The organism is Aliikangiella aequoris (genome assembly GCF_053709105.1).
Genome location: NZ_CM132298.1, coordinates 777,647 through 795,146 on the forward strand (window position 1 = coordinate 777,647; position 17,500 = coordinate 795,146).

The window sequence follows — 17,500 nt, forward strand, 5'->3', positions numbered from 1 at the left end:
CTTTGCCAATCGCTTGCTGGATAGCACATGATAAAACTAATGGAAAAGCCAAATGAAAAATAATCGAGTTGAGTTAAGTGTTGATAATGGAATTGCATTGGTCAAGCTTAACCGTCCTGAAAAACATAATGCGCTAGATTTTCAGATGTTTTGTGCTATCGATCAATGCATAAAAACAATTCGACGTAATAGAGCGGTCAGAGCCGTAGTCGTTTCGGGCAACGGCGAAAGTTTTTGCTCGGGCATTGATATAAAATCGCTTTTATCGAATAAAAGCAGTGCCCTTAAATTGCTAGCCAAATGGCTTCCTGGAAATGCGAATTTGGCACAAAGAGTCTGTATTGGTTGGCGTCGATTAAGTGTACCTGTAATAATGGTTTTACATGGCAAGTGCTGGGGCGGTGGTATGCAAATAGCCCTTGGTGGCGATTTTAGAATAGCTGAAACAAACTGTTCGCTTGCAGTGATGGAGTCAAAGTGGGGGCTAATTCCAGATATGGGGGGAACTAACGCTTTACTAAAGTGCATTGCTGCAGATCAAGCAATGAAGCTTGCGATGACAGCAACTCCCATTTCTGCTGAACACGCGCAGTCTAGTGGTTTAGTTACGCAAGTTTCTGAGCAGCCTTTTGAAGCGGCAATGTCACTGGCTAAACAGTTAGCTGACCGCTCTCCTGACACCAATAAAGCCATAAAGGCGATGTACCACAAGTTATGGAACTTAAGCGAAAGAAGAGTGTTAGCGCTTGAGACTTATCATCAAATAAAAATTCTTTTTGGGAACAATCAACGCATTGCGGTAAAAAGAAGCTTAAATCAATCATCTGAAAAGTTTAAGCTGTAATCGCTAAAAATAGTTAGGTAAAAATTACATTGGTAAATCTGCTAGTGGCAACAAGTTGCGCTGAAGCAAAAGGTAGCAAGCCTTTAAACTCGAGGCAAATGTTGATTTCATTTGCAGAGCATTGTTCCTGTTGTTGAGTTGAGCCAGCATTTTTTTATCACCGAATGGATAAACAGAATGTTGGTTCAACTATTTATAGTTTCAGCTTATTTCTTTGTTTCTTTATTTTATAGCTTCACTTTTTAATATTTGCCTATAAGACTAAGTTTTATAGGCAAATATAATGATTAAAGCATGCTGTTCATTTATAGTGCAATCTCACAAAAAGAACCTTGCTCTAAACAGTCAAACGACAAAGTTCGTTGTAGCGCATCATAGTGAAATGGTTTAAGCGTGTATAAATTTTTTAGATTTGAACTATTCAGCAAGCTTTCCACCGTTTGTGATGGTTGAAGCTTAATTTCTATTTGAATTTGCAACAATTTTCTGAAGTTTTGCAAATCGTGCTGGCGGGCTATGTAATTATCAGGTGAAAATACCAGCTGGCCAATAAGCTTTTTGCCGCCAAGGTTGTATAAAGAAATACTGTTTGTGAGTTGCTCTATTTTGTGTGAAGGCTGATCGCAGCGACTATTTTGTCCTGTTTTTTCGGCATAAAACTGACTAATCGATAGCTTGCTCAAGCAGAGTACAGGTTGCATCACTGATTCGTAAAAGCTATTTAAGGTTGCGTTTTTTTGGGTGATTAAACCCATAGGCAGTAAACTAAGCTCATTAATAAACTGACTTTGTGATATCCGCTCAAGGCTATTGCTTAAGTGATTAACTTCAAACAGAAAGGCTTTGGCTATATTGGCATTTTGCTGTGACTGGTTAGCCACTAATTGTGAAGTTTGAGCTAGCTGCTGTGATGTTAATTTATCTTTGCTTATTAAAAATGAAAGCACCTGAGAGTCACTCCATAATCCTGCTATAGCTATCATTTTTGAAATCAGCATGTGCGACTGAGTGAGCATGTTATTCCAATATTGATTCGACAAGTTAATATGAGCAAGTAATTTATCCCATGCTTGTTGTTGATAGTAGATTGCCATTTGTGCTTTATGAAGATTGAGCAGAGTGCCAAAATCAGGCAGTGGTGATGTTAAAGTCGCATCGATAATTTCTTTATAATGTTGGGACATCAATATTTGATTCATACGGACTAATTGCTGCTGAAATAGAGAGGAATTAATAGCATCGGTTAAATCACCATTTAGTAGCGGCGCTAGGCACTGTGTTGATTTTCTTAAGTTGCATGGTACTAATTGAGACAATCCGTTACTCGTATTAGCGGAGCTGTTTGGGTCTAAGGCGAGAATCTCAGTGTAGTCGGAGTCTCTTAATCCATCAAAATTATCCTGCGCTCTGTTGTTCCGGTAGCGCTGGTATAAAGATTCTCCTGCCGTAAACATATTTATTTGAGGTGCTGCATTAATGCCCATTATAGCAAAGTAAGCATTTTGTTTAGTTTGCGGCATTGCAGGCTTTTCATTTAAATAGTTAAGCTCGTCCCTTAACGATTGATCGAAAACGCTTAAATTGGTAACAAATAGAGCGCCTATGTAAAGTAAGCAGCAAGCGACAATAATACTAGTGAAGCGAATTACTAGAGCTTTAGTAAAAATAAGGTGGTTTAATTTTTTAGAGCTTTGCATTAGTCGTCCTTTGGTTCAATGGTGATGTTAGGATTATCGCCAATTGGCTAAAATTTACCTGAACAAAACCTCCTGAAAAGCTGAATTCATTGAATTCTCAGTTTTTTATTTAAAAAATTCAGGTAGACTTTTAGCATGACAAATACAGCGAAACAAATTATTCACAGCGCAGACTTAGTTTTTAACTTTGCCTCAGCTGAAGTCTCTCGGTTAACAGCGAGAGCGCCATCAGTTTGCCTGCAACAAGCAGAGCTTAACCAGGCAGAGCAGAGCCAAACAGGCGACGGCGCCCAGCAGCTGGCGCAATCGCTGCGTATTAGACCATTAAATATGCAAGTCTTAGCGTTGCTATTAGATAATGCCGGTGAAGTCGTCACTCGGAGTGAAATATTTGATAAGGTCTGGAAACAACAAATCGTATCAGATGATAGCCTTACCCGCTGTATTTCCGATTTGCGTAATCAGCTAAAGCAGCTTTCGCCACACCCACTGATCGAAACTATTCCTAAAAAGGGTTATCGATGGACTGCAGAGGTGCAAACAATTGATGAGCGTCCTGAATACATTGGGGTTCAGACGGTTGAAAGTAATATAACTGGCAAGCGATTAATTAGAGCACAACGAGCAAGTGAAGCTATGGAAACGGCTGCGCCTATAGATACAACCCACAAAACTGCGCACAATAGTAACCACAAAAGTAGGTTGTTATTTGGTTTCAGCGCTGTATTGGCAGTTGTGATGCTAGGGCTACTTTCGCTTTTAATGCGTTATTCTATGCAGCCCCGCTACGTTAGAGTTGCAATGTTAGATGTTGTTGTGGAGCAAGTGCAGTTAAACCCTATTGCGAATGAATTAGATAGCCTGTTGCGCCAAAAAGTTTTAATAACTGATAATATACGCTTTTTATCTTCTAGTTTACTGCGGCAAACGACTTCAGAAATACTTGAAATCTATGCGTCAAAGTATGCAATAAATTACTTATTTGAAAGTAAAATCCAATTAGTTGCCAATGGCGCGCGCGTTACCCTAGATCTAATCGAAGTACAATCGGGCTTAGTATTAGCAAGTGAGACTGATATTGTTGCTTTAGACTCGCCAGATTTGAATAAAATCGTTAATCGATTTATTAACAAACTAGAAACAACTATATAACCGCCAATAGCTGACATTTTTGCTCACAATGATGTGTTTCTATTGTTAAATAGTCGATCTCGCTATGGAATTAGACTATTTTTCAATCAATACTACCTCCCCAATAAGTTGGCGTGTATAATACGCGCCCTTAGCATCGAGCGATGCACCCGAATTCTTTTGGTTTATTTTTTTAACCTATTGATTTTTAACATTATTTAACTGGAGTTTATCGATGTCTATCGAACGTACTTTTTCAATTGTAAAACCTGACGCAGTCGCAAAAAACGTAATTGGCCAAATTTACGCACGCTTTGAAAGTGCAGGTCTTAAAATTGTTGCTAGCAAAATGCTACATTTAAGCAAAGAAAAAGCTGAAGGTTTTTATGCTGAGCATAAAGAACGTCCTTTTTTCAATGACTTAGTGGCATTTATGACTTCTGGTCCAGTAATGGTTCAAGTATTAGAAGGCGAAAACGCAATTAAAGCCAACCGCGAAATTATGGGCGCAACTAACCCTGCTGAAGCGGCTCGTGGTACACTACGCGCAGATTTCGCTGACTCTATCGACGAAAATGCGGTTCACGGCTCTGACGCTCCTGAATCGGCAGCGCGTGAAATCGCTTATTTCTTCTCTGAAGAAGAACTTTGCGCTCGCACTCGATAGTTTTATAGCAAAACTCGTTTTCTCCAACGAACATTGCGAATTTAAGTCGTTATGTGAATTGGAGAAAGCAGGCTTTAAATGAAAAGCCCAATGACAGTCTAATCGTAAGATCTAATCGCAAAAAGGTAGTGCAATGAGTGATAAAATTAATTTACTCGACCTGACGCGCGATGAAATGGTTGAATTCTTTAAAGAAATTGAAGAAAAGCCATTTCGTGCCCCTCAAGTCATCAAGTGGATCCATCAGTTTGGAGTCGAAGACTTCGACGCCATGACCAATATTTCTAAATCTCTACGCGCTAAGCTACAAGAGCTAACAGAGATTAAAGGCCCAGAAATAATCACCGAACAATTATCCGACGATGGAACGGTTAAGTGGGCGTTGCGCACGGCAGACGGGCAAGCAATAGAAACGGTATTTATCCCTGATGGTGAACGCGGCACTTTGTGTGTATCGTCCCAAGTGGGCTGCGTTGTAGATTGTGCATTTTGTTCCACCGCACAGCAAGGCTTTAGCCGAAACTTGTCGGTTGGCGAAATTATTGGCCAAGTGTGGTTTGCTGCGAAGCGATTAGGCATGCTGAAAACCACTGGCGAACGCAAAGTTACTAATGTTGTTATGATGGGTATGGGCGAACCTTTATTAAATTTCGACCCTGTAATGAAGTCCATGGATTTAATGATGGATGACTTTGCTTATGGCTTGTCGAAGCGAAGAGTGACCTTAAGTACCAGTGGTGTGGTGCCTGCTATTGATAAGATGGTGGGGCGTACCGATGTGGCTTTTGCTCTCTCTTTACACGCGCCTAATAACGAGTTGCGTAGTCAGCTAGTACCACTGAATAAAAAATATCCGATAGAAGTTCTGTTAGAGTCAGTTAAAAATTATATCAACCATTCTAAAGCAAGCAAAAAGTGCACAATTGAATATGTGATGTTAAAAGGGGTTAATGATACTCCAGCACATGCGAGAGAGTTAGCGCGCGTATTAAAAGACTTGCCGAGTAAAATTAATCTTATCCCTTTTAATCCTTTTCCGCGCACACGATATCAAACTTCTGATCAGGCAGATATCAATAAATTTGGTGAAATATTGATCAAAAAGGGCTTTGTTGTTGTCACTAGACGTACCAGAGGTGACGATATTGATGCTGCATGTGGTCAATTGGTGGGCGAAGTTGCAGATAGAACTAAACGCCAAGCGCGACGTCAAAAAGAGATAAATGTAGTCGAAGTTAGCTAAAGCGCCAAAATTGGGCGTTGTTTAATTGAAAACTTCCGATTAACTTGTTGATTTTTAAATAAGTGATTTCGTTTTTGGGCGTTTGTACTTATTATATTGGTGAAAATATCGCTACAATATTAGCTCTATAACAGCCTGATTAGCTGTAAGTGAAATTTAACTCAATTTTTGTGTTTTAAAAACGTCAGGAGTTTATCGTGATAAGAATTACAACAGTCATCATTTTGATGGTTTTACTCGCTGCCTGTGAAACAACTCGTAATACTCAAACCGCCAATATTGGAACTAGCTCGCAACCGCTAAGTGAGCGAAAGTTTGATCGTAAGAAAGCGGCAGAAAAACGCGTAGGGTATGCGCTCACTTATATTAATGCTCGCAATTTTAAACGTGCCAAATATCATTTGGATAAAGCGCTAGAATATAATTCAGATTCTGGCAATGTACATTATGCTTTAGGCATTTATTTTCAGCGTGTTGGTGATTTAAAGCAAAGTGAGCGACATTTTAAGCGAGCCTTATCGGAAGACAAAAAGCGTCCAGAATATTTAAACGCTTATGGTGCTTTTTTATGTGAAAAGGGCGAGTATAAAGAAGCTGATAAACTTTTTATGCGCGCAATTGATGTTCCAACATATACCGATGTAGCTTCAGCTTATTTTAATGTTGGCCTTTGTGCTATTACCCAAGGTAACGTAGAAAAAGCGAGTGAGTTCTTTCGTAAGTCATTAAGCCGTGATAGACGTCGTCCTGACGCGTTAATAGAAATGGCAAAAATTGAATTTGGTTTAAAGCGCTATAACCGAGCAATGGATTATTTACAACGCTTTGAGTCTAATGCTAATACAACTGCTGAGTCAGCTTGGTTAGGTCTTAGAATTGCTCATTTTGTACGCGATAAAGACGCAATTGGAAAGTATGGCGTAATTTTAGAGCAACGCTTTCCAGATAGTGATGAAACAGTAGCTTATTTGGAAAATAAAAAGCGATGGATGTAAATACTGAAGAAGTTGTAGAGCCAAAAAACAAAAAGTCGACCAATATCGGCGAGTTGCTGATTGAAGCTCGAGAAAATCGTAATTGGTCTGCGCAAGAAATCGCAGATCAAATGAATTTGACGTTAAGTGTTATTACTCAAATAGAAGAAAATCGATTTAACGAAGATATTCCACATGCGTTTTTAAGAGGCTATATCCGCAGCTATGCACAAAGAGTTGGGGTAGACACCGAGTCGATTTGCGCAGAGTTTGATATTCAAGTGAATGCCAATGTAGAGCCGGTTAAAAATCTTAAGGTCGTTTCGCAATTTAAAACTCGCCGCAAAGAGATAAATTCCAATAGCTTTATATTTAAACTAATTACCTCGATTATTGTCATTGCCATACTTAGTTTTGCTGGGTGGGAGCTATTTAAGCGAGTCGGAGAAAAAACTGAAGCAGCACCAGCCAATTCGATTGAACTGAACCAACTTGAGCGGGCTAGTGATAGTGGCCTAACTGCTTTAAATGTTGATATTCAAAGTGACAAAAGTATCGCAGAGCAAAAGACGACTACGGATCAAGTCCAACAAGATGAAGCAATTTCAAGCAGTGATGCTAAGCCGCAGAGTGAAGTAGCAGAGACGACTAAGTTCAGTGCTGATATTCAGGCAGCGGTTAGTCAAGCTGAAAGCAAAGTGACTGGAGCCGACAAAATTACTGAAGCCAACAAAGTTACTGGAGCCGACAGAGTGACTGAAGCTGATATGAGTCAAATCGATTTAACCGATAGTGTCGTGAGTTTGGTCGACATGACTTTTACTTTTAGTGCAGACTGCTGGGTAAAAATTGTAGACGGAGTCGGTGAAACTATTGCAATTGGAGTTAAAACTGCTGGCCGAGTCATGCCACTGCAAGGGGTTGCCCCCGTAACAGTTATTTTAGGTGACCCTGCGGCAGTCGAGTTGACTTATGCCGGCGAAGCTTACGATATGTCTGTATATCAGGCCGGGCGCCGAGCTGAGTTTGTTTTAAACTAAGTAAGATTAAATAGTTAATAACATTTTAATAATGTAGGCCAGCAAGCTTTTTCAAAAAACAACTGGCCAAGAGAAAGAGTAATTATGAAAGGCATTTCTTGGATACAGCGACGTAAAAGTCGACAAATTATGGTCGGTAATGTGCCAATTGGCGGAGATGCGCCTATTGCCGTTCAAAGCATGACCAATACAAACACCTGTGATGTAGAAGCAACTTTGGCACAAATTAATCGAATCGCTGATGCTGGCGGAGACATTGTGCGTGTTTCTGTGCCTACTATGGATGCTGCTGAAGCCTTTAAGAGAATTAAACAAAGTTCTCCGGTTCCGCTCATTGCAGATATTCACTTTGACTATAAAATTGCCTTAAAAGTTGCGGACTATGGCGTGGATTGTTTAAGAATAAATCCGGGCAATATTGGCAATGAAGCGCGCGTTAAAGCGGTTGTAGATAAAGCCAAAGATAAGAACATACCCATTCGAATCGGGGTTAATGCGGGTTCACTAGAAAAAGATTTACAAGTTAAATATGGTGAACCAACTCCAGAAGCATTAGTTGAGTCTGCATTTAGACATATAGACTATTTAGACAAGTTCGATTTTCAAAACTACAAAATAAGCTTGAAAGCTTCCGATGTGTTTATGACGGTATCTGCATATCGACTGCTAGCGAGTCAAATTGAGCAACCTTTACATTTAGGAATTACTGAAGCCGGTGGCCTTAGAGCTGGCTCAGTTAAGTCTGCGGTAGGCCTTGGAATGCTCTTATCTGAAGGGATTGGAGATACTATTAGAGTATCGCTGGCGGCGGATCCGGTTGAAGAAATAAAAGTCGGCTTTGATATATTAAAATCATTGGGGCTTCGCCAACGAGGAATTAACTTTATTGCTTGTCCTTCTTGTTCGCGACAGCAGTTTGACGTAATTAAAACAGTTAACGAATTAGAAATGCGCCTTGAAGATGTGCGCGAGGCATTAGACGTAGCCATTATTGGTTGTGTGGTGAATGGTCCTGGTGAAGCCAAAGAAGCCGATCTTGGCTTAACCGGTGGCTTAAAAGCAAGTTTACTTTATCAAGATGGCGAGAAAAGTCATAAAATTGAAAACGCTAACTTAGTTGATTCAATTGAACAAAGTGTTAGAGCCAAAATAGCTGAGAAACAAGCTCAGGTTGAACTAAAGACCAAAGGAAAACCGCAAATCGACATCGCTGCTAAGTAGTTTAAACTTTGCAACTTGTTAGGATTTTTTTGTACAGTCTATAGTCTTTTTTTAAGTGTGGGCAATATTATGAATGAAATGCAAGTTAATGGCGCTTGCCATTGCCAGCAAATCAAGTTTAAAGCAACAGTCGATCCTAATGCTGTTCGCATTTGCCACTGTAATGATTGCCAAATTTTGTCTGGTAGCGCGTTTAGAACAAGCTTGCCTGTAGCCGCTGAAAAATTTCAGCTTATTTGTGGTGAACTGAAATTTTATATAAAGACTGCAGAAAGTGGAAACCAGCGCGCACAGTATTTTTGTGGTACTTGTGGCAGCCAAATTTATGCCACAACTTACCAAGATGAAAAAGTATTGAACTTACGAACCGGATGCATAGAGCAAAGAAATTTACTTATTCCAACGGCTGAAAAGTTTACTCAATCAGCCATGCCTTGGGCAACTAACTGTTTACTTAAAAAGCCCGTTATCACTGAGTGATAGTTTCAAATAATTTGGGGTAAGCGAAGCTAAATAATTTATTTAGGCCAACGCAAAGTAAAGTGAGCGCCGCCCAACTCAGAATGTCCAACCAATGCTTCACCCTGATGCATATGCATAATGCGTTTTACAATAGCCAGGCCTAGCCCAAACCCTTTGACTTTAGCACTCGTATTTAAGCGTACAAAAGAGTTAAATACCTGCTCAAAATTATCACTTTTAATGCCTGGCCCATCGTCATGAACCGAAATGCTGTAATCTAGCGGTGACTCGTCTATTTGAACTTTAATTGTGGTTTTAGCGTAATTGATGGCATTGGTTATAAGGTTTTGTAAAGCGCGCTCAATGAGCATGCTGTCGCAATAAGCAAAACTGTTGATACTCTGGTTGGTATATTCAATCTTTAAGTCTCCGGCTAAAGGAGTCAGTTTTTCAATGGTACTTTTCACTAGGCTGGTTAAATCCCCACGCTCTAAGGTGGCGTTGACAGCTTGCTTTTCAAAAGAGGCTAGGGCGAGTAGCTCATCTACTAATTGGTGAATTTCTTGAATATCTTCATTAATACTTTGTAAATGGCTCGCAATAGTTTGCGCTGGTTTGTTAAGCTCAATACCCGATTGAGCCATTTCTAGAGAAAATTTTATGCGCGCTATTGGGGTTCTAAGTTCATGAGATATTGCATTGGTCATTTCTTTTTGATCAGTAATTAATTGCTGGATACGTTTTAAAAGCTGATTATAAACCTGCGCAAGTTGATGTACGGGTGAGTTTTTTGAAAGTCTAATACTGGTATTAAATTGTTTGTCCGAAAAGTTTAATGCAGCACTTTCAAGCGCCTTAAGATCTTTCGTTAATGGGCGAATTAAAAAATAGACAATGAGTGCAATTAGTAAATAAAAAATTGCTAGCCAAAAATATTCAATAGTTTGGTGATAGTCAGTGGTTTGATGCTCTTGTGCGAGTAGCGAACGTTGATTTTTTAACATCACATAGGTTGTTTCGATTTCACCATCGCTTAAGGTTACTGGATTACCACTAAGCAGTTGCTGTTCAATTTCTTTTACATGAATTGAGCTAACTGGGACCAGCTTTATTTGTGTTGATAGGCTTAAATTAAAGTCGTTTAACTGCTGCGAGTGAAGCTTATCTTCAGATAAGTTTAATAATCCTGCAGCGGCAGTTAGATGCGGAAATTGTGGCTCTTCTATTTGAGTTTGAGAAACAGAATGGCGCCAAAACGAGTCGATCGCCCAACCAACGGCAACTAATGAAACAACTATAACTAAGTAGAATCTAAAAAACAGTTGGCTAGAAAGTGACATTATTTAAATTACCAAGCATCAGGAACAAAAAGGTAGCCTTTGCCCCAAATGGTTTTTATTCTAAAAGGATCTTCAGGGTTATCGCCAAACTTCTTTCTAAGTTGAGAAATTCTTACATCAATAGAACGGTCAATCCCATCATAAGGTCGGTTGTATAAAGTTTTAAACAAGTGATCACGACTTAAAATATTGCCGGCGTTTTGTGCTAGTAAAGCGAGTAACTCGAATTCGTGGCTAGAGACAGTGGCTACTTTTCCTTCGAAACTCACTTGGCGGTTAGTGAGCTCTATTGTGAGTGACCCGAACTCGAACCTTTTGATGTTTGGTTCAACATTATTAGTTCGTCTGAGCAGCGCATTAATTCTCGCTAACAATACTCTAGGTTCTGCCGGCTTGATTACATAGTCGTCGGCTCCAAATTCTAGCCCGAGCACTTGATCAAAATCTTCACTGCGAGCAGTTAGCATCAGTATAGGTCCGTTAAAAATAGGGCGAATTTCTTTACAAATAGTTAAGCCGTCTTTGCCTGGCAGCATAATATCTAAAATTAACAAGTCCGGTTGAAAATGTCGAAACTTGTCGATTGCTAACGCGCCATTTGACTCTATTAAAACTTCAAAGCCAAACTCAGTTAAGTAGCTTCGAGTAAGTTGGGCGAGCTTTTGGTCATCTTCAACCAGTAGTATTTTCTTGGTGTCTTTTTGCATATGAAAGCTCCTAGTAAAATCGCCACGGATTCCTGCGTTTTTTACGAGTATGGGGTATTTGTCGTTGTAGTTTTATTGTTTGAGTATAAATTTTCTGGCCTGATTTTAACCTTGATAACGCCAACTGGTAATTGGCATTAAAATTTAAGCCAAGTCTTATTTTGGCGTAATTCTGGTTAGTCCAGCAATGTAATTGATTGCCAGTAAGAGTCTCTACTAAACAGTAATTTCCTTTCTCTTGAGTTCGCCATACAATCTCTGCATCGAGCTCGCATTGTTTTTTGGAATGGCTTACTAAGCACAAGTTAGGAGTAATATAAAGTCCGAGGGATCCTGCATTGCTTAACTTGGTTGTTTTGGCATTGCTGGAAATAGCGATACAGCCAACAAAACTAATGATGATTACACAAAATGATTTTAAGCAAAATGGCTTAGAAAGGCTAAAAGTCAAAATGCTTTCCTATAAATATTGTCATGACATTATTTTTAGAAATAATAGGACTACGGCTAATTTCGCTATCTAATTTTTGATACTCGATGGCAAAGCGCCAATAACTATCTGATTGAGTTAATTCTTTCCAGCTAATTCGAATAAAGGGGTTAAGACTGCTTTTTGCAGTATAAGTTGACTGGTTTGGACTAATTTCTGACAGCTCTAGTCCATAGTAATAATTCGTCATTTTTGCACTTTTCCATGTAAACCCTACAGTGCTAGTCCAGCCGCTGTGTTTGAGCCTTTGTGCGTAGGCTAAACGAACTTCGCTGCCATGGTGCTGTTTGGTTACTTCTTGGAGTAAGTTTAACTGTAAATCACCTTCAAAAATTTTAGCATTCAGCTCTAACCCACCCATAATACTGGTTTTTCTAGGGCGAGTAGAATAATCGAGCACCTCGATATATTCGTTTAATGGTGGGTCCTGACTATCTAGCGAGTCACTAACATCAGATGCTGGCGCTATCGAGGAGGTGGTAAAGTCTACAAAGATATTTTGGATATCCCAGCGATTGAAAAAAATACGGTCATAAGCTGGTGTAATTAGCGCATTAACAGCCCAGTCTTGGTTCTCATAAAACGTATACCCTACGTCTAAATTATCAATAAAGAAGTTTTCGCCATAATAAGAGACGGCTGGTAATAGCACCAGTGGAATATTCTTTCCGTCTGCTAAGGGATTCGTTCTAACACCTACCCCGGTGGTTATACCAAATGACCAAGAGCCGACTGAGGCGCAGTCAAACTCGGTTTCGCAACTAACTTCAGTAGCTAAGGGTTTGTGACAAAGCAACAAACCAATCATGCCTATAAGCGAGTAATAACTTGTGCGCAATATGGTGTTTTCCTAATTAATTTGCATAGTCGACAATTGTGGTGAAATTTTTGCGATATTTCTTTGGTTAAATCGTATTTAGCTGTGAATATTTGTAAAGTATCTGTTTTACCTAATCCGCGGTTCCGGATCAAGTTATTAAATGAGCAATACACTAGAGGCCAAAAACTTAGGTTATTTGATATAAGTTAGCAAGAAAAGAGTTAATTGCTCTAATAATAGATGCAATTATTTGAACTAGTTATCTATTTTCGAGATTTTTCAATGGTTTACCCTGAATAAACAAGGTTTTTTACACACATTTACACTTAAAGTGAGTATAATTCGCTCGAATTTTGGCATTCTAATAACACGATATGAAATTAGGTTGAAACCAAAGTTCATCAAATTGAAGGTTTACGATTTTAGCTGTTAGCGATGAGAAACCAAAGAACATTAATTTATTCCAATAATAATAACTAGGCATAAACAATGGAAAGCTCAATAGAGCATTAATGAAGGACAAGCACATTATTAAGTACGGATTATATGATGAATATTTCAATTTTAAATAAAAGCAAAAATATCGCAATGTTATTGCTAAGCATACTTATTGCCGGATGTAGTTCAGTTCAGCATCTTACCGGTACATCAAGCGATAGCGCTATTAAAGACGTCGCCGTGCTAACCGATTATGAGCTGAAAGATGGCTTTATTACAATTCAGGCTGTTGGCTATGGGTGTACTTTCTTTAATAGCTTTAAAGTAGAAGTTGCCGATAAACAGGAAAATAGCCTAGAAGTGGTAAGAACTCGCCCAGATAACTGCAGAATGAAGCCGAGAAATGTGTCTTTGCAGTACTCTTATAAGCATTTGGGCTTAGATCTTAACCGTTTTGTTGAGGTGAAAAACCCCGTTAGTATTACTCATACGAGCAATACCGCAGCAAACTAAGACTCAATTAGCCTTGAGCTAAAAAGCCGCAAATCACGCGATTTGCGGCTTTTTTTATGAGCGTTTAAAAAGCTTAACTTAAAATAGCAAAATCATCTAAGTTTGAATGCTGTTATGATGATTTAAGCGTTCCTTAATAAAATGATAAATCGGTCAACAATTCCCCTAATTAATCAGCTATATTGTTTAATAGTCGCTTGTATAAGCAGTGTGTTCACTAACTATAGTTTGCTTTAATTTTGACAAAGTGTAGTTAAGTCAAAAGGTTAGCGAGAGTTTTATAGCTAGTGTCTAGTAGTAGCTGTAGGTTAGTTAATGAGTAAAAAAAATCAGTCACAAATAAATTCCCGAATCGGTAACTTATTGCTGAGTAAGGGCTGGGTTAGTCAGGCTGAGCTTGAGCAAGCGCTAGCCTATCAGGTTGAGCACTCTAGCCGGCTAGGCGAAAGCCTAGTTGCGTTGGGGTTTATTTCCCAAAAACAGCTTTCCAAGGTATTAACCAAGCAAAAACATATACGGCGTGTGATTGCTGGCTTAGTGATGCTGAGCGCGCCGCTTTGTCCTGCTCTCGCTAGTGACAAAAGCAATAAGTTATTCAACAGCAATCAAATGAATCATTTGGATGGACAGCATCTAAATGCAAATAATGATGATTTATTTAAAATAAGTAACCGCTTTAAAATTAGTAAACCTAAAAGCAAAGAAGTATTTCTAGAGTTAGCTACAGGAAACAACAAGCGCGATACGCCTCAGCTTGGTCAATATTTTTCTTCTATTTCACTCTCTTCAAGCTTTACTAAACCAACTCAGTTTACTGAGCAAGATAGACGAGCCGATCGTTACAAAAACACCTCGCCCTCTGTTTATCGCCTTACGCTTAAAGGCTACTCGGTGATAGAGAAAGACGACAAAAAGATCAGTTATTGGAATTTAAATAAAATGAAGAATAGCCCATACAAAAAATATGAGGTGATGTTTTCAGTGACTAAACACTTTTAGTCGCTTTGGGCTTTAATTTTAGATTTGATAAATTCGCTGTGTGGAACAAATAATAGATCAGCAATTTTGCGAATAAAGTGCTCTTCGTGACTATCTAGGTGATTATCCGCTAACGCCAATTGCCATAACTCTCTAACCACTTGTACTTTTTGGTTGTAATCAAAGTGTTGATTAAGAAGTTGCGTATATTGGTAGTAGTCAACGGCTTCTGCTAAGTCTGCTTCAGCATTTTCTAATAGTGATTCAAGTGCTTCTGGTTTTATATGATAACTTTTAAGTAATAGATTTTTAACCTTATTGACTTCTTGCGCTTTGCGTTTATTGTCAATAAGTATTGACTCAATAAACAGTGCAGCAACGGCTAAATGTATATTTTCTTTATTGCTATTTTGGGGGCTATTACTATTAGGGGTAACTATTTTCTCTAAAGTTGATTTTAAAAAACTAAGCATTATTCTCTCTATTTCAAACTAAGCTTTTGTCGTATTAACTTTACTTTCTCTGTTTAGGTGCAACAAGCTATTTTCTGCAAATTCAAAAATCTTTTCGCTTGGTGTTGCGGTGTGTTTCATGGTTTCTAAATAGAATTCAAAACTGCTAATAATATCAGCAAATAAGTTAATCGCATTGCTAGAGGTAGTGTGTGGATTATTCGTTAAGTGATGGTCTATGAACACAAGACAACCCTCAGTTATTCTTACCGCATTACTTAATTTAAGTTGTTTAAAGTTAAGTCTTAGCTCGTCCAGCATTTGATGTACATCTTTGAGTAACAGCACCTTGCGGTTTTGCTGATTGAACTCTTCAAACGCTTTAATAAGATTTTTTACTGAAGCGTATGCTTGGGTACGAATTTTAGCTTGGTTATCTGTCAGTTTTTGACGTTTAGGCGCAGTATTACCCGAATATTTGGCCAAATCTGATTCATTGACCACCTTACCGATACTTTCTAATACTATTAACAATATATTAATATCTTTTTCTGGAAGCGGCTGGCAGTCAGCAATGGCTTTTTCTACTAGCTCCATGGCCACATTAAGTCTTACTCGTTGATCGTTGACTTGAAGTATTTTTAATAAGCTATCTAAATTAGAAAGTTGCTTTAATGTTTGCTCAAGATCGAGTTCTTCAAGGGCGTTCTCAGTCGTATTTTTAAGTGCTAAGGTAATTGATTTTATTTCATCTAACAGAGCTTCTGAAACTGTGCCATAGTCATGATCACTTGGACCGCGCATTTCTTGGGTTTCTTGGCGGATTAACGCATCACTAATAGCGGAAGACTCTAGTTTAAAATGACTTAACACCGCATTCGCTCTTTCGCTAGCTGCCTTACTAATTACTACAAGATAGAGCATCTCTCGATTGAGAACCGCGGTTTCCGCGCGATTATTTTGGAGCAGGTTTTGTGGTTTATTTTCAACTTGTCTAATTTGACGGTCTATTCGTGAAAACATTTTAATTCTGTTTTTGGTTAAAACCAATGTACCTTCGATATAGCCGTCGAGCATTGCTTCTGCTATCCACCAAGTATTAGGGAAGTTCGGGCGAGGGCATTCTTGATCTAATTTGGTGAGGGCTTTTTGCATCATTCTTAAGCCACCAATTAAATTCGTCTGGCGTAACACCTCAATTAGCCCAATTTGGTACATTTGGCGAAAATGACGAGATTTTTCGGCACTCTCTTCGCTTGTGACTAAGCTGGTTATTTTATTTGGGCGAGGGAAGTTAAAGTCGCAATCAAAAAACACTGCTTCACTTAACAGTGGCGCATTTATTGCGCCGCGAATACTGTTAATGGCCGGTAATAATAGCTGCGGCAAGTCATACGGCTTTTGATTGACATGTTCTGTGTAGCGCATTAACCGAGCCAGTGAGGTTGAGACAATGGTTAAAAGCTCCTGGCGAGACTCTTTTGCCAGGTTAGGTAGCTTTTTAATTAACATCATTGCATCTTTCACCAGTCGCTCGGCGCCAACCATTTCTAACAGGGTAAACACCCCTTTAAGCTTGTTAAGGTGCAAGCTAGACTTCTTCAATGCAGATACATTCTCTGGTTTGCGAGAATATTGCTCTAATGCATTGATAGATAAGTTAATTTCGGCTGAAACGTCTTCTAGTATTAAGTCTAAAGACTGCAATGCGTTTGCTTGGCTCATTGTTACACCGCTAAGTAATTAAAAAGTTTTTATCCTGAGATAATAAGCGAATTTATCCTCTAAATCAGGTCATAATTCGCAGTTAGCTAAGAATTCGCCTTTTTCTAAGATGAATTTGGCTCGTTTTATTCTGATTGAGCGACACTTTAGCCACTAAAAACCGCCAATTATCGGTAAATTAAGGTTGAAAGGCTCACGTTAGCAATATTTTGTGGCAAAGTTAACTAATTAGTTATCGCAAGGTGTGATACGATCCTAAATAACGCTGTAAATATAAAATGCTTTAAACAAAGGAAGTAAGATTGCAATGTTATTTGAACCTTCAAAAGGTTGGCGGAACTTCACCCAAAGCCAAGAGCTTGTTCAGTTTATTACCGAAAGTTTGAAACTAGACTCACCGAAAACTCAATGGGAGCAGTTTCAAATTAATGACCGTTCGTCGGTATGGTGCTCATGTGAAACTGATTCAACTAACCAAATACAAATAGAGTTTGAAAAGGGCCAAAACAAAGTAAAGCCTATAAAGTCTCTTGGTATTGAGATGACTAATAATTCAAGTGCATATTTTAAGCAGTTATTTAAGTTAAAACGCCAATTGAAAAGCCGCTTTGATATAAGGGATACCTAGCTTATTAAGTGGTCGACTTAGCGGAACTTAATAATAAATTCTTTAAGCGAAATGAAACACATTGACTATGCTTATTAGTAGTTAAATTAGTAGTTAAATGTAACCCTAAATCGACTTAATGAACCAATAA

At 38.7% G+C, this 17,500-nt stretch carries 18 protein-coding genes; 11 read left to right on the forward strand and 7 right to left on the reverse strand.

From position 1 onward, the window contains the following. Positions 1 to 52: 52 nt before the first annotated feature. Positions 53 to 844, forward strand: a complete 792-nt coding sequence (locus tag ACUR5C_RS03460) for a crotonase/enoyl-CoA hydratase family protein (RefSeq protein ID WP_454466959.1) — start codon at positions 53 to 55, stop codon at positions 842 to 844. Positions 845 to 1,149: 305 nt separating this feature from the next. Here ACUR5C_RS03460 and ACUR5C_RS03465 read toward each other — a convergent pair whose 3' ends face one another. Then, a complete protein-coding gene (locus ACUR5C_RS03465) occupies positions 1,150 to 2,541 on the reverse strand; it encodes a hypothetical protein (protein ID WP_454466960.1) in 1,392 nt (463 codons plus the stop codon). A gap of 135 nt (positions 2,542 to 2,676) precedes the next feature. On the opposite strand from ACUR5C_RS03465, the gene ACUR5C_RS03470 reads away from it, so the two are divergent. The 7 genes from ACUR5C_RS03470 to ACUR5C_RS03500 all read left to right on the forward strand — a co-directional run bounded on the left by ACUR5C_RS03470 (position 2,677) and on the right by ACUR5C_RS03500 (position 9,297). Continuing rightward, positions 2,677 to 3,693 carry a winged helix-turn-helix domain-containing protein gene (locus ACUR5C_RS03470; RefSeq protein ID WP_454466961.1) on the forward strand — a complete coding sequence of 339 codons (1,017 nt, stop codon included), beginning with the start codon at positions 2,677 to 2,679 and terminating at the stop codon, positions 3,691 to 3,693. A gap of 214 nt (positions 3,694 to 3,907) precedes the next feature. Further along, positions 3,908 to 4,339, forward strand: coding sequence for a nucleoside-diphosphate kinase (ndk, locus tag ACUR5C_RS03475; RefSeq protein ID WP_454466962.1), 432 nt, complete (start codon positions 3,908 to 3,910; stop codon positions 4,337 to 4,339). Positions 4,340 to 4,472: 133 nt separating this feature from the next. Continuing rightward, positions 4,473 to 5,582, forward strand: coding sequence for a dual-specificity RNA methyltransferase RlmN (gene rlmN / locus ACUR5C_RS03480; RefSeq protein WP_454466963.1), 1,110 nt, complete (start codon positions 4,473 to 4,475; stop codon positions 5,580 to 5,582). A gap of 197 nt (positions 5,583 to 5,779) precedes the next feature. Next, positions 5,780 to 6,577, forward strand: a complete 798-nt coding sequence (gene pilW, locus ACUR5C_RS03485) for a type IV pilus biogenesis/stability protein PilW (protein ID WP_454466964.1) — start codon at positions 5,780 to 5,782, stop codon at positions 6,575 to 6,577. Then, on the forward strand, positions 6,568 to 7,596 hold the full coding sequence (locus ACUR5C_RS03490; protein ID WP_454466965.1) for a RodZ domain-containing protein: 1,029 nt from the start codon (positions 6,568 to 6,570) through the stop codon (positions 7,594 to 7,596). Before pilW ends, ACUR5C_RS03490 begins: the two co-directional genes overlap by 10 nt. 84 nt (positions 7,597 to 7,680) lie before the next feature. Next, a complete protein-coding gene (gene ispG, locus ACUR5C_RS03495; RefSeq protein WP_454466966.1) occupies positions 7,681 to 8,817 on the forward strand; it encodes a flavodoxin-dependent (E)-4-hydroxy-3-methylbut-2-enyl-diphosphate synthase in 1,137 nt (378 codons plus the stop codon). 69 nt (positions 8,818 to 8,886) lie between these two features. Beyond that, complete coding sequence (locus ACUR5C_RS03500) at positions 8,887 to 9,297, forward strand: GFA family protein (RefSeq protein ID WP_454466967.1); 411 nt, start codon at positions 8,887 to 8,889, stop codon at positions 9,295 to 9,297. Positions 9,298 to 9,335: 38 nt separating this feature from the next. Here ACUR5C_RS03500 and ACUR5C_RS03505 read toward each other — a convergent pair whose 3' ends face one another. From ACUR5C_RS03505 to ACUR5C_RS03520, 4 genes are read right to left on the reverse strand one after another with little or no spacing between them, the layout of a single operon-like run. Then, positions 9,336 to 10,619 (reverse strand): ATP-binding protein, encoded by a 1,284-nt coding sequence (locus tag ACUR5C_RS03505; protein WP_454466968.1) that lies wholly within the window; start codon positions 10,617 to 10,619, stop codon positions 9,336 to 9,338. A gap of 8 nt (positions 10,620 to 10,627) precedes the next feature. After that, positions 10,628 to 11,326, reverse strand: coding sequence for a response regulator (locus ACUR5C_RS03510; protein WP_454466969.1), 699 nt, complete (start codon positions 11,324 to 11,326; stop codon positions 10,628 to 10,630). Positions 11,327 to 11,336: 10 nt separating this feature from the next. Continuing rightward, positions 11,337 to 11,777, reverse strand: a complete 441-nt coding sequence (locus ACUR5C_RS03515; RefSeq protein ID WP_454466970.1) for a DUF3019 domain-containing protein — start codon at positions 11,775 to 11,777, stop codon at positions 11,337 to 11,339. Then, positions 11,767 to 12,654 (reverse strand): MipA/OmpV family protein, encoded by an 888-nt coding sequence (locus ACUR5C_RS03520; protein WP_454466971.1) that lies wholly within the window; start codon positions 12,652 to 12,654, stop codon positions 11,767 to 11,769. The genes ACUR5C_RS03515 and ACUR5C_RS03520 overlap by 11 nt, the downstream gene beginning before the upstream one ends. 528 nt (positions 12,655 to 13,182) lie before the next feature. On the opposite strand from ACUR5C_RS03520, the gene ACUR5C_RS03525 reads away from it, so the two are divergent. Together ACUR5C_RS03525 and ACUR5C_RS03530 are read left to right on the forward strand one after the other, a co-directional pair. Further along, positions 13,183 to 13,587 carry a hypothetical protein gene (locus ACUR5C_RS03525; protein ID WP_454466972.1) on the forward strand — a complete coding sequence of 135 codons (405 nt, stop codon included), beginning with the start codon at positions 13,183 to 13,185 and terminating at the stop codon, positions 13,585 to 13,587. Positions 13,588 to 13,902: 315 nt separating this feature from the next. Then, positions 13,903 to 14,586: a cyclic di-GMP-binding domain-containing protein, MshE-related gene (locus tag ACUR5C_RS03530; RefSeq protein ID WP_454466973.1), complete on the forward strand. Its 684-nt coding sequence runs from the start codon at positions 13,903 to 13,905 to the stop codon at positions 14,584 to 14,586. Here the strand turns inward: ACUR5C_RS03530 and ACUR5C_RS03535 are convergent. Beyond that, complete coding sequence (locus tag ACUR5C_RS03535) at positions 14,583 to 15,038, reverse strand: tellurite resistance TerB family protein (RefSeq protein ID WP_454466974.1); 456 nt, start codon at positions 15,036 to 15,038, stop codon at positions 14,583 to 14,585. The two genes, ACUR5C_RS03530 and ACUR5C_RS03535, sit on opposite strands and share 4 nt — an antisense overlap. A gap of 18 nt (positions 15,039 to 15,056) precedes the next feature. After that, complete coding sequence (locus ACUR5C_RS03540; RefSeq protein WP_454466975.1) at positions 15,057 to 16,742, reverse strand: FimL-related protein; 1,686 nt, start codon at positions 16,740 to 16,742, stop codon at positions 15,057 to 15,059. 307 nt (positions 16,743 to 17,049) lie between these two features. Between ACUR5C_RS03540 and ACUR5C_RS03545 the strand changes: the two genes are divergently transcribed. Further along, positions 17,050 to 17,370 (forward strand): hypothetical protein, encoded by a 321-nt coding sequence (locus ACUR5C_RS03545; protein WP_454466976.1) that lies wholly within the window; start codon positions 17,050 to 17,052, stop codon positions 17,368 to 17,370. Positions 17,371 to 17,500: the final 130 nt, after the last annotated feature.

What these genes read in the sequence shown, in the direction of transcription:
- ACUR5C_RS03460 (WP_454466959.1), top strand. Translation starts at nt 53, where the DNA reads ATGAAAAATAATCGAGTTGAGTTAAGTGTTGATAATGGAATTGCATTG.
- ACUR5C_RS03465 (WP_454466960.1), bottom strand. Translation starts at nt 2,541, where the DNA reads ATGCAAAGCTCTAAAAAATTAAACCACCTTATTTTTACTAAAGCTCTA.
- ACUR5C_RS03470 (WP_454466961.1), top strand. Translation starts at nt 2,677, where the DNA reads ATGACAAATACAGCGAAACAAATTATTCACAGCGCAGACTTAGTTTTT.
- ndk (WP_454466962.1), top strand. Translation starts at nt 3,908, where the DNA reads ATGTCTATCGAACGTACTTTTTCAATTGTAAAACCTGACGCAGTCGCA.
- rlmN (WP_454466963.1), top strand. Translation starts at nt 4,473, where the DNA reads ATGAGTGATAAAATTAATTTACTCGACCTGACGCGCGATGAAATGGTT.
- ACUR5C_RS03490 (WP_454466965.1), top strand. Translation starts at nt 6,568, where the DNA reads ATGGATGTAAATACTGAAGAAGTTGTAGAGCCAAAAAACAAAAAGTCG.
- ispG (WP_454466966.1), top strand. Translation starts at nt 7,681, where the DNA reads ATGAAAGGCATTTCTTGGATACAGCGACGTAAAAGTCGACAAATTATG.
- ACUR5C_RS03500 (WP_454466967.1), top strand. Translation starts at nt 8,887, where the DNA reads ATGAATGAAATGCAAGTTAATGGCGCTTGCCATTGCCAGCAAATCAAG.
- ACUR5C_RS03505 (WP_454466968.1), bottom strand. Translation starts at nt 10,619, where the DNA reads ATGTCACTTTCTAGCCAACTGTTTTTTAGATTCTACTTAGTTATAGTT.
- ACUR5C_RS03510 (WP_454466969.1), bottom strand. Translation starts at nt 11,326, where the DNA reads ATGCAAAAAGACACCAAGAAAATACTACTGGTTGAAGATGACCAAAAG.
- ACUR5C_RS03525 (WP_454466972.1), top strand. Translation starts at nt 13,183, where the DNA reads ATGATGAATATTTCAATTTTAAATAAAAGCAAAAATATCGCAATGTTA.
- ACUR5C_RS03530 (WP_454466973.1), top strand. Translation starts at nt 13,903, where the DNA reads ATGAGTAAAAAAAATCAGTCACAAATAAATTCCCGAATCGGTAACTTA.
- ACUR5C_RS03535 (WP_454466974.1), bottom strand. Translation starts at nt 15,038, where the DNA reads ATGCTTAGTTTTTTAAAATCAACTTTAGAGAAAATAGTTACCCCTAAT.
- ACUR5C_RS03540 (WP_454466975.1), bottom strand. Translation starts at nt 16,742, where the DNA reads ATGAGCCAAGCAAACGCATTGCAGTCTTTAGACTTAATACTAGAAGAC.
- ACUR5C_RS03545 (WP_454466976.1), top strand. Translation starts at nt 17,050, where the DNA reads ATGTTATTTGAACCTTCAAAAGGTTGGCGGAACTTCACCCAAAGCCAA.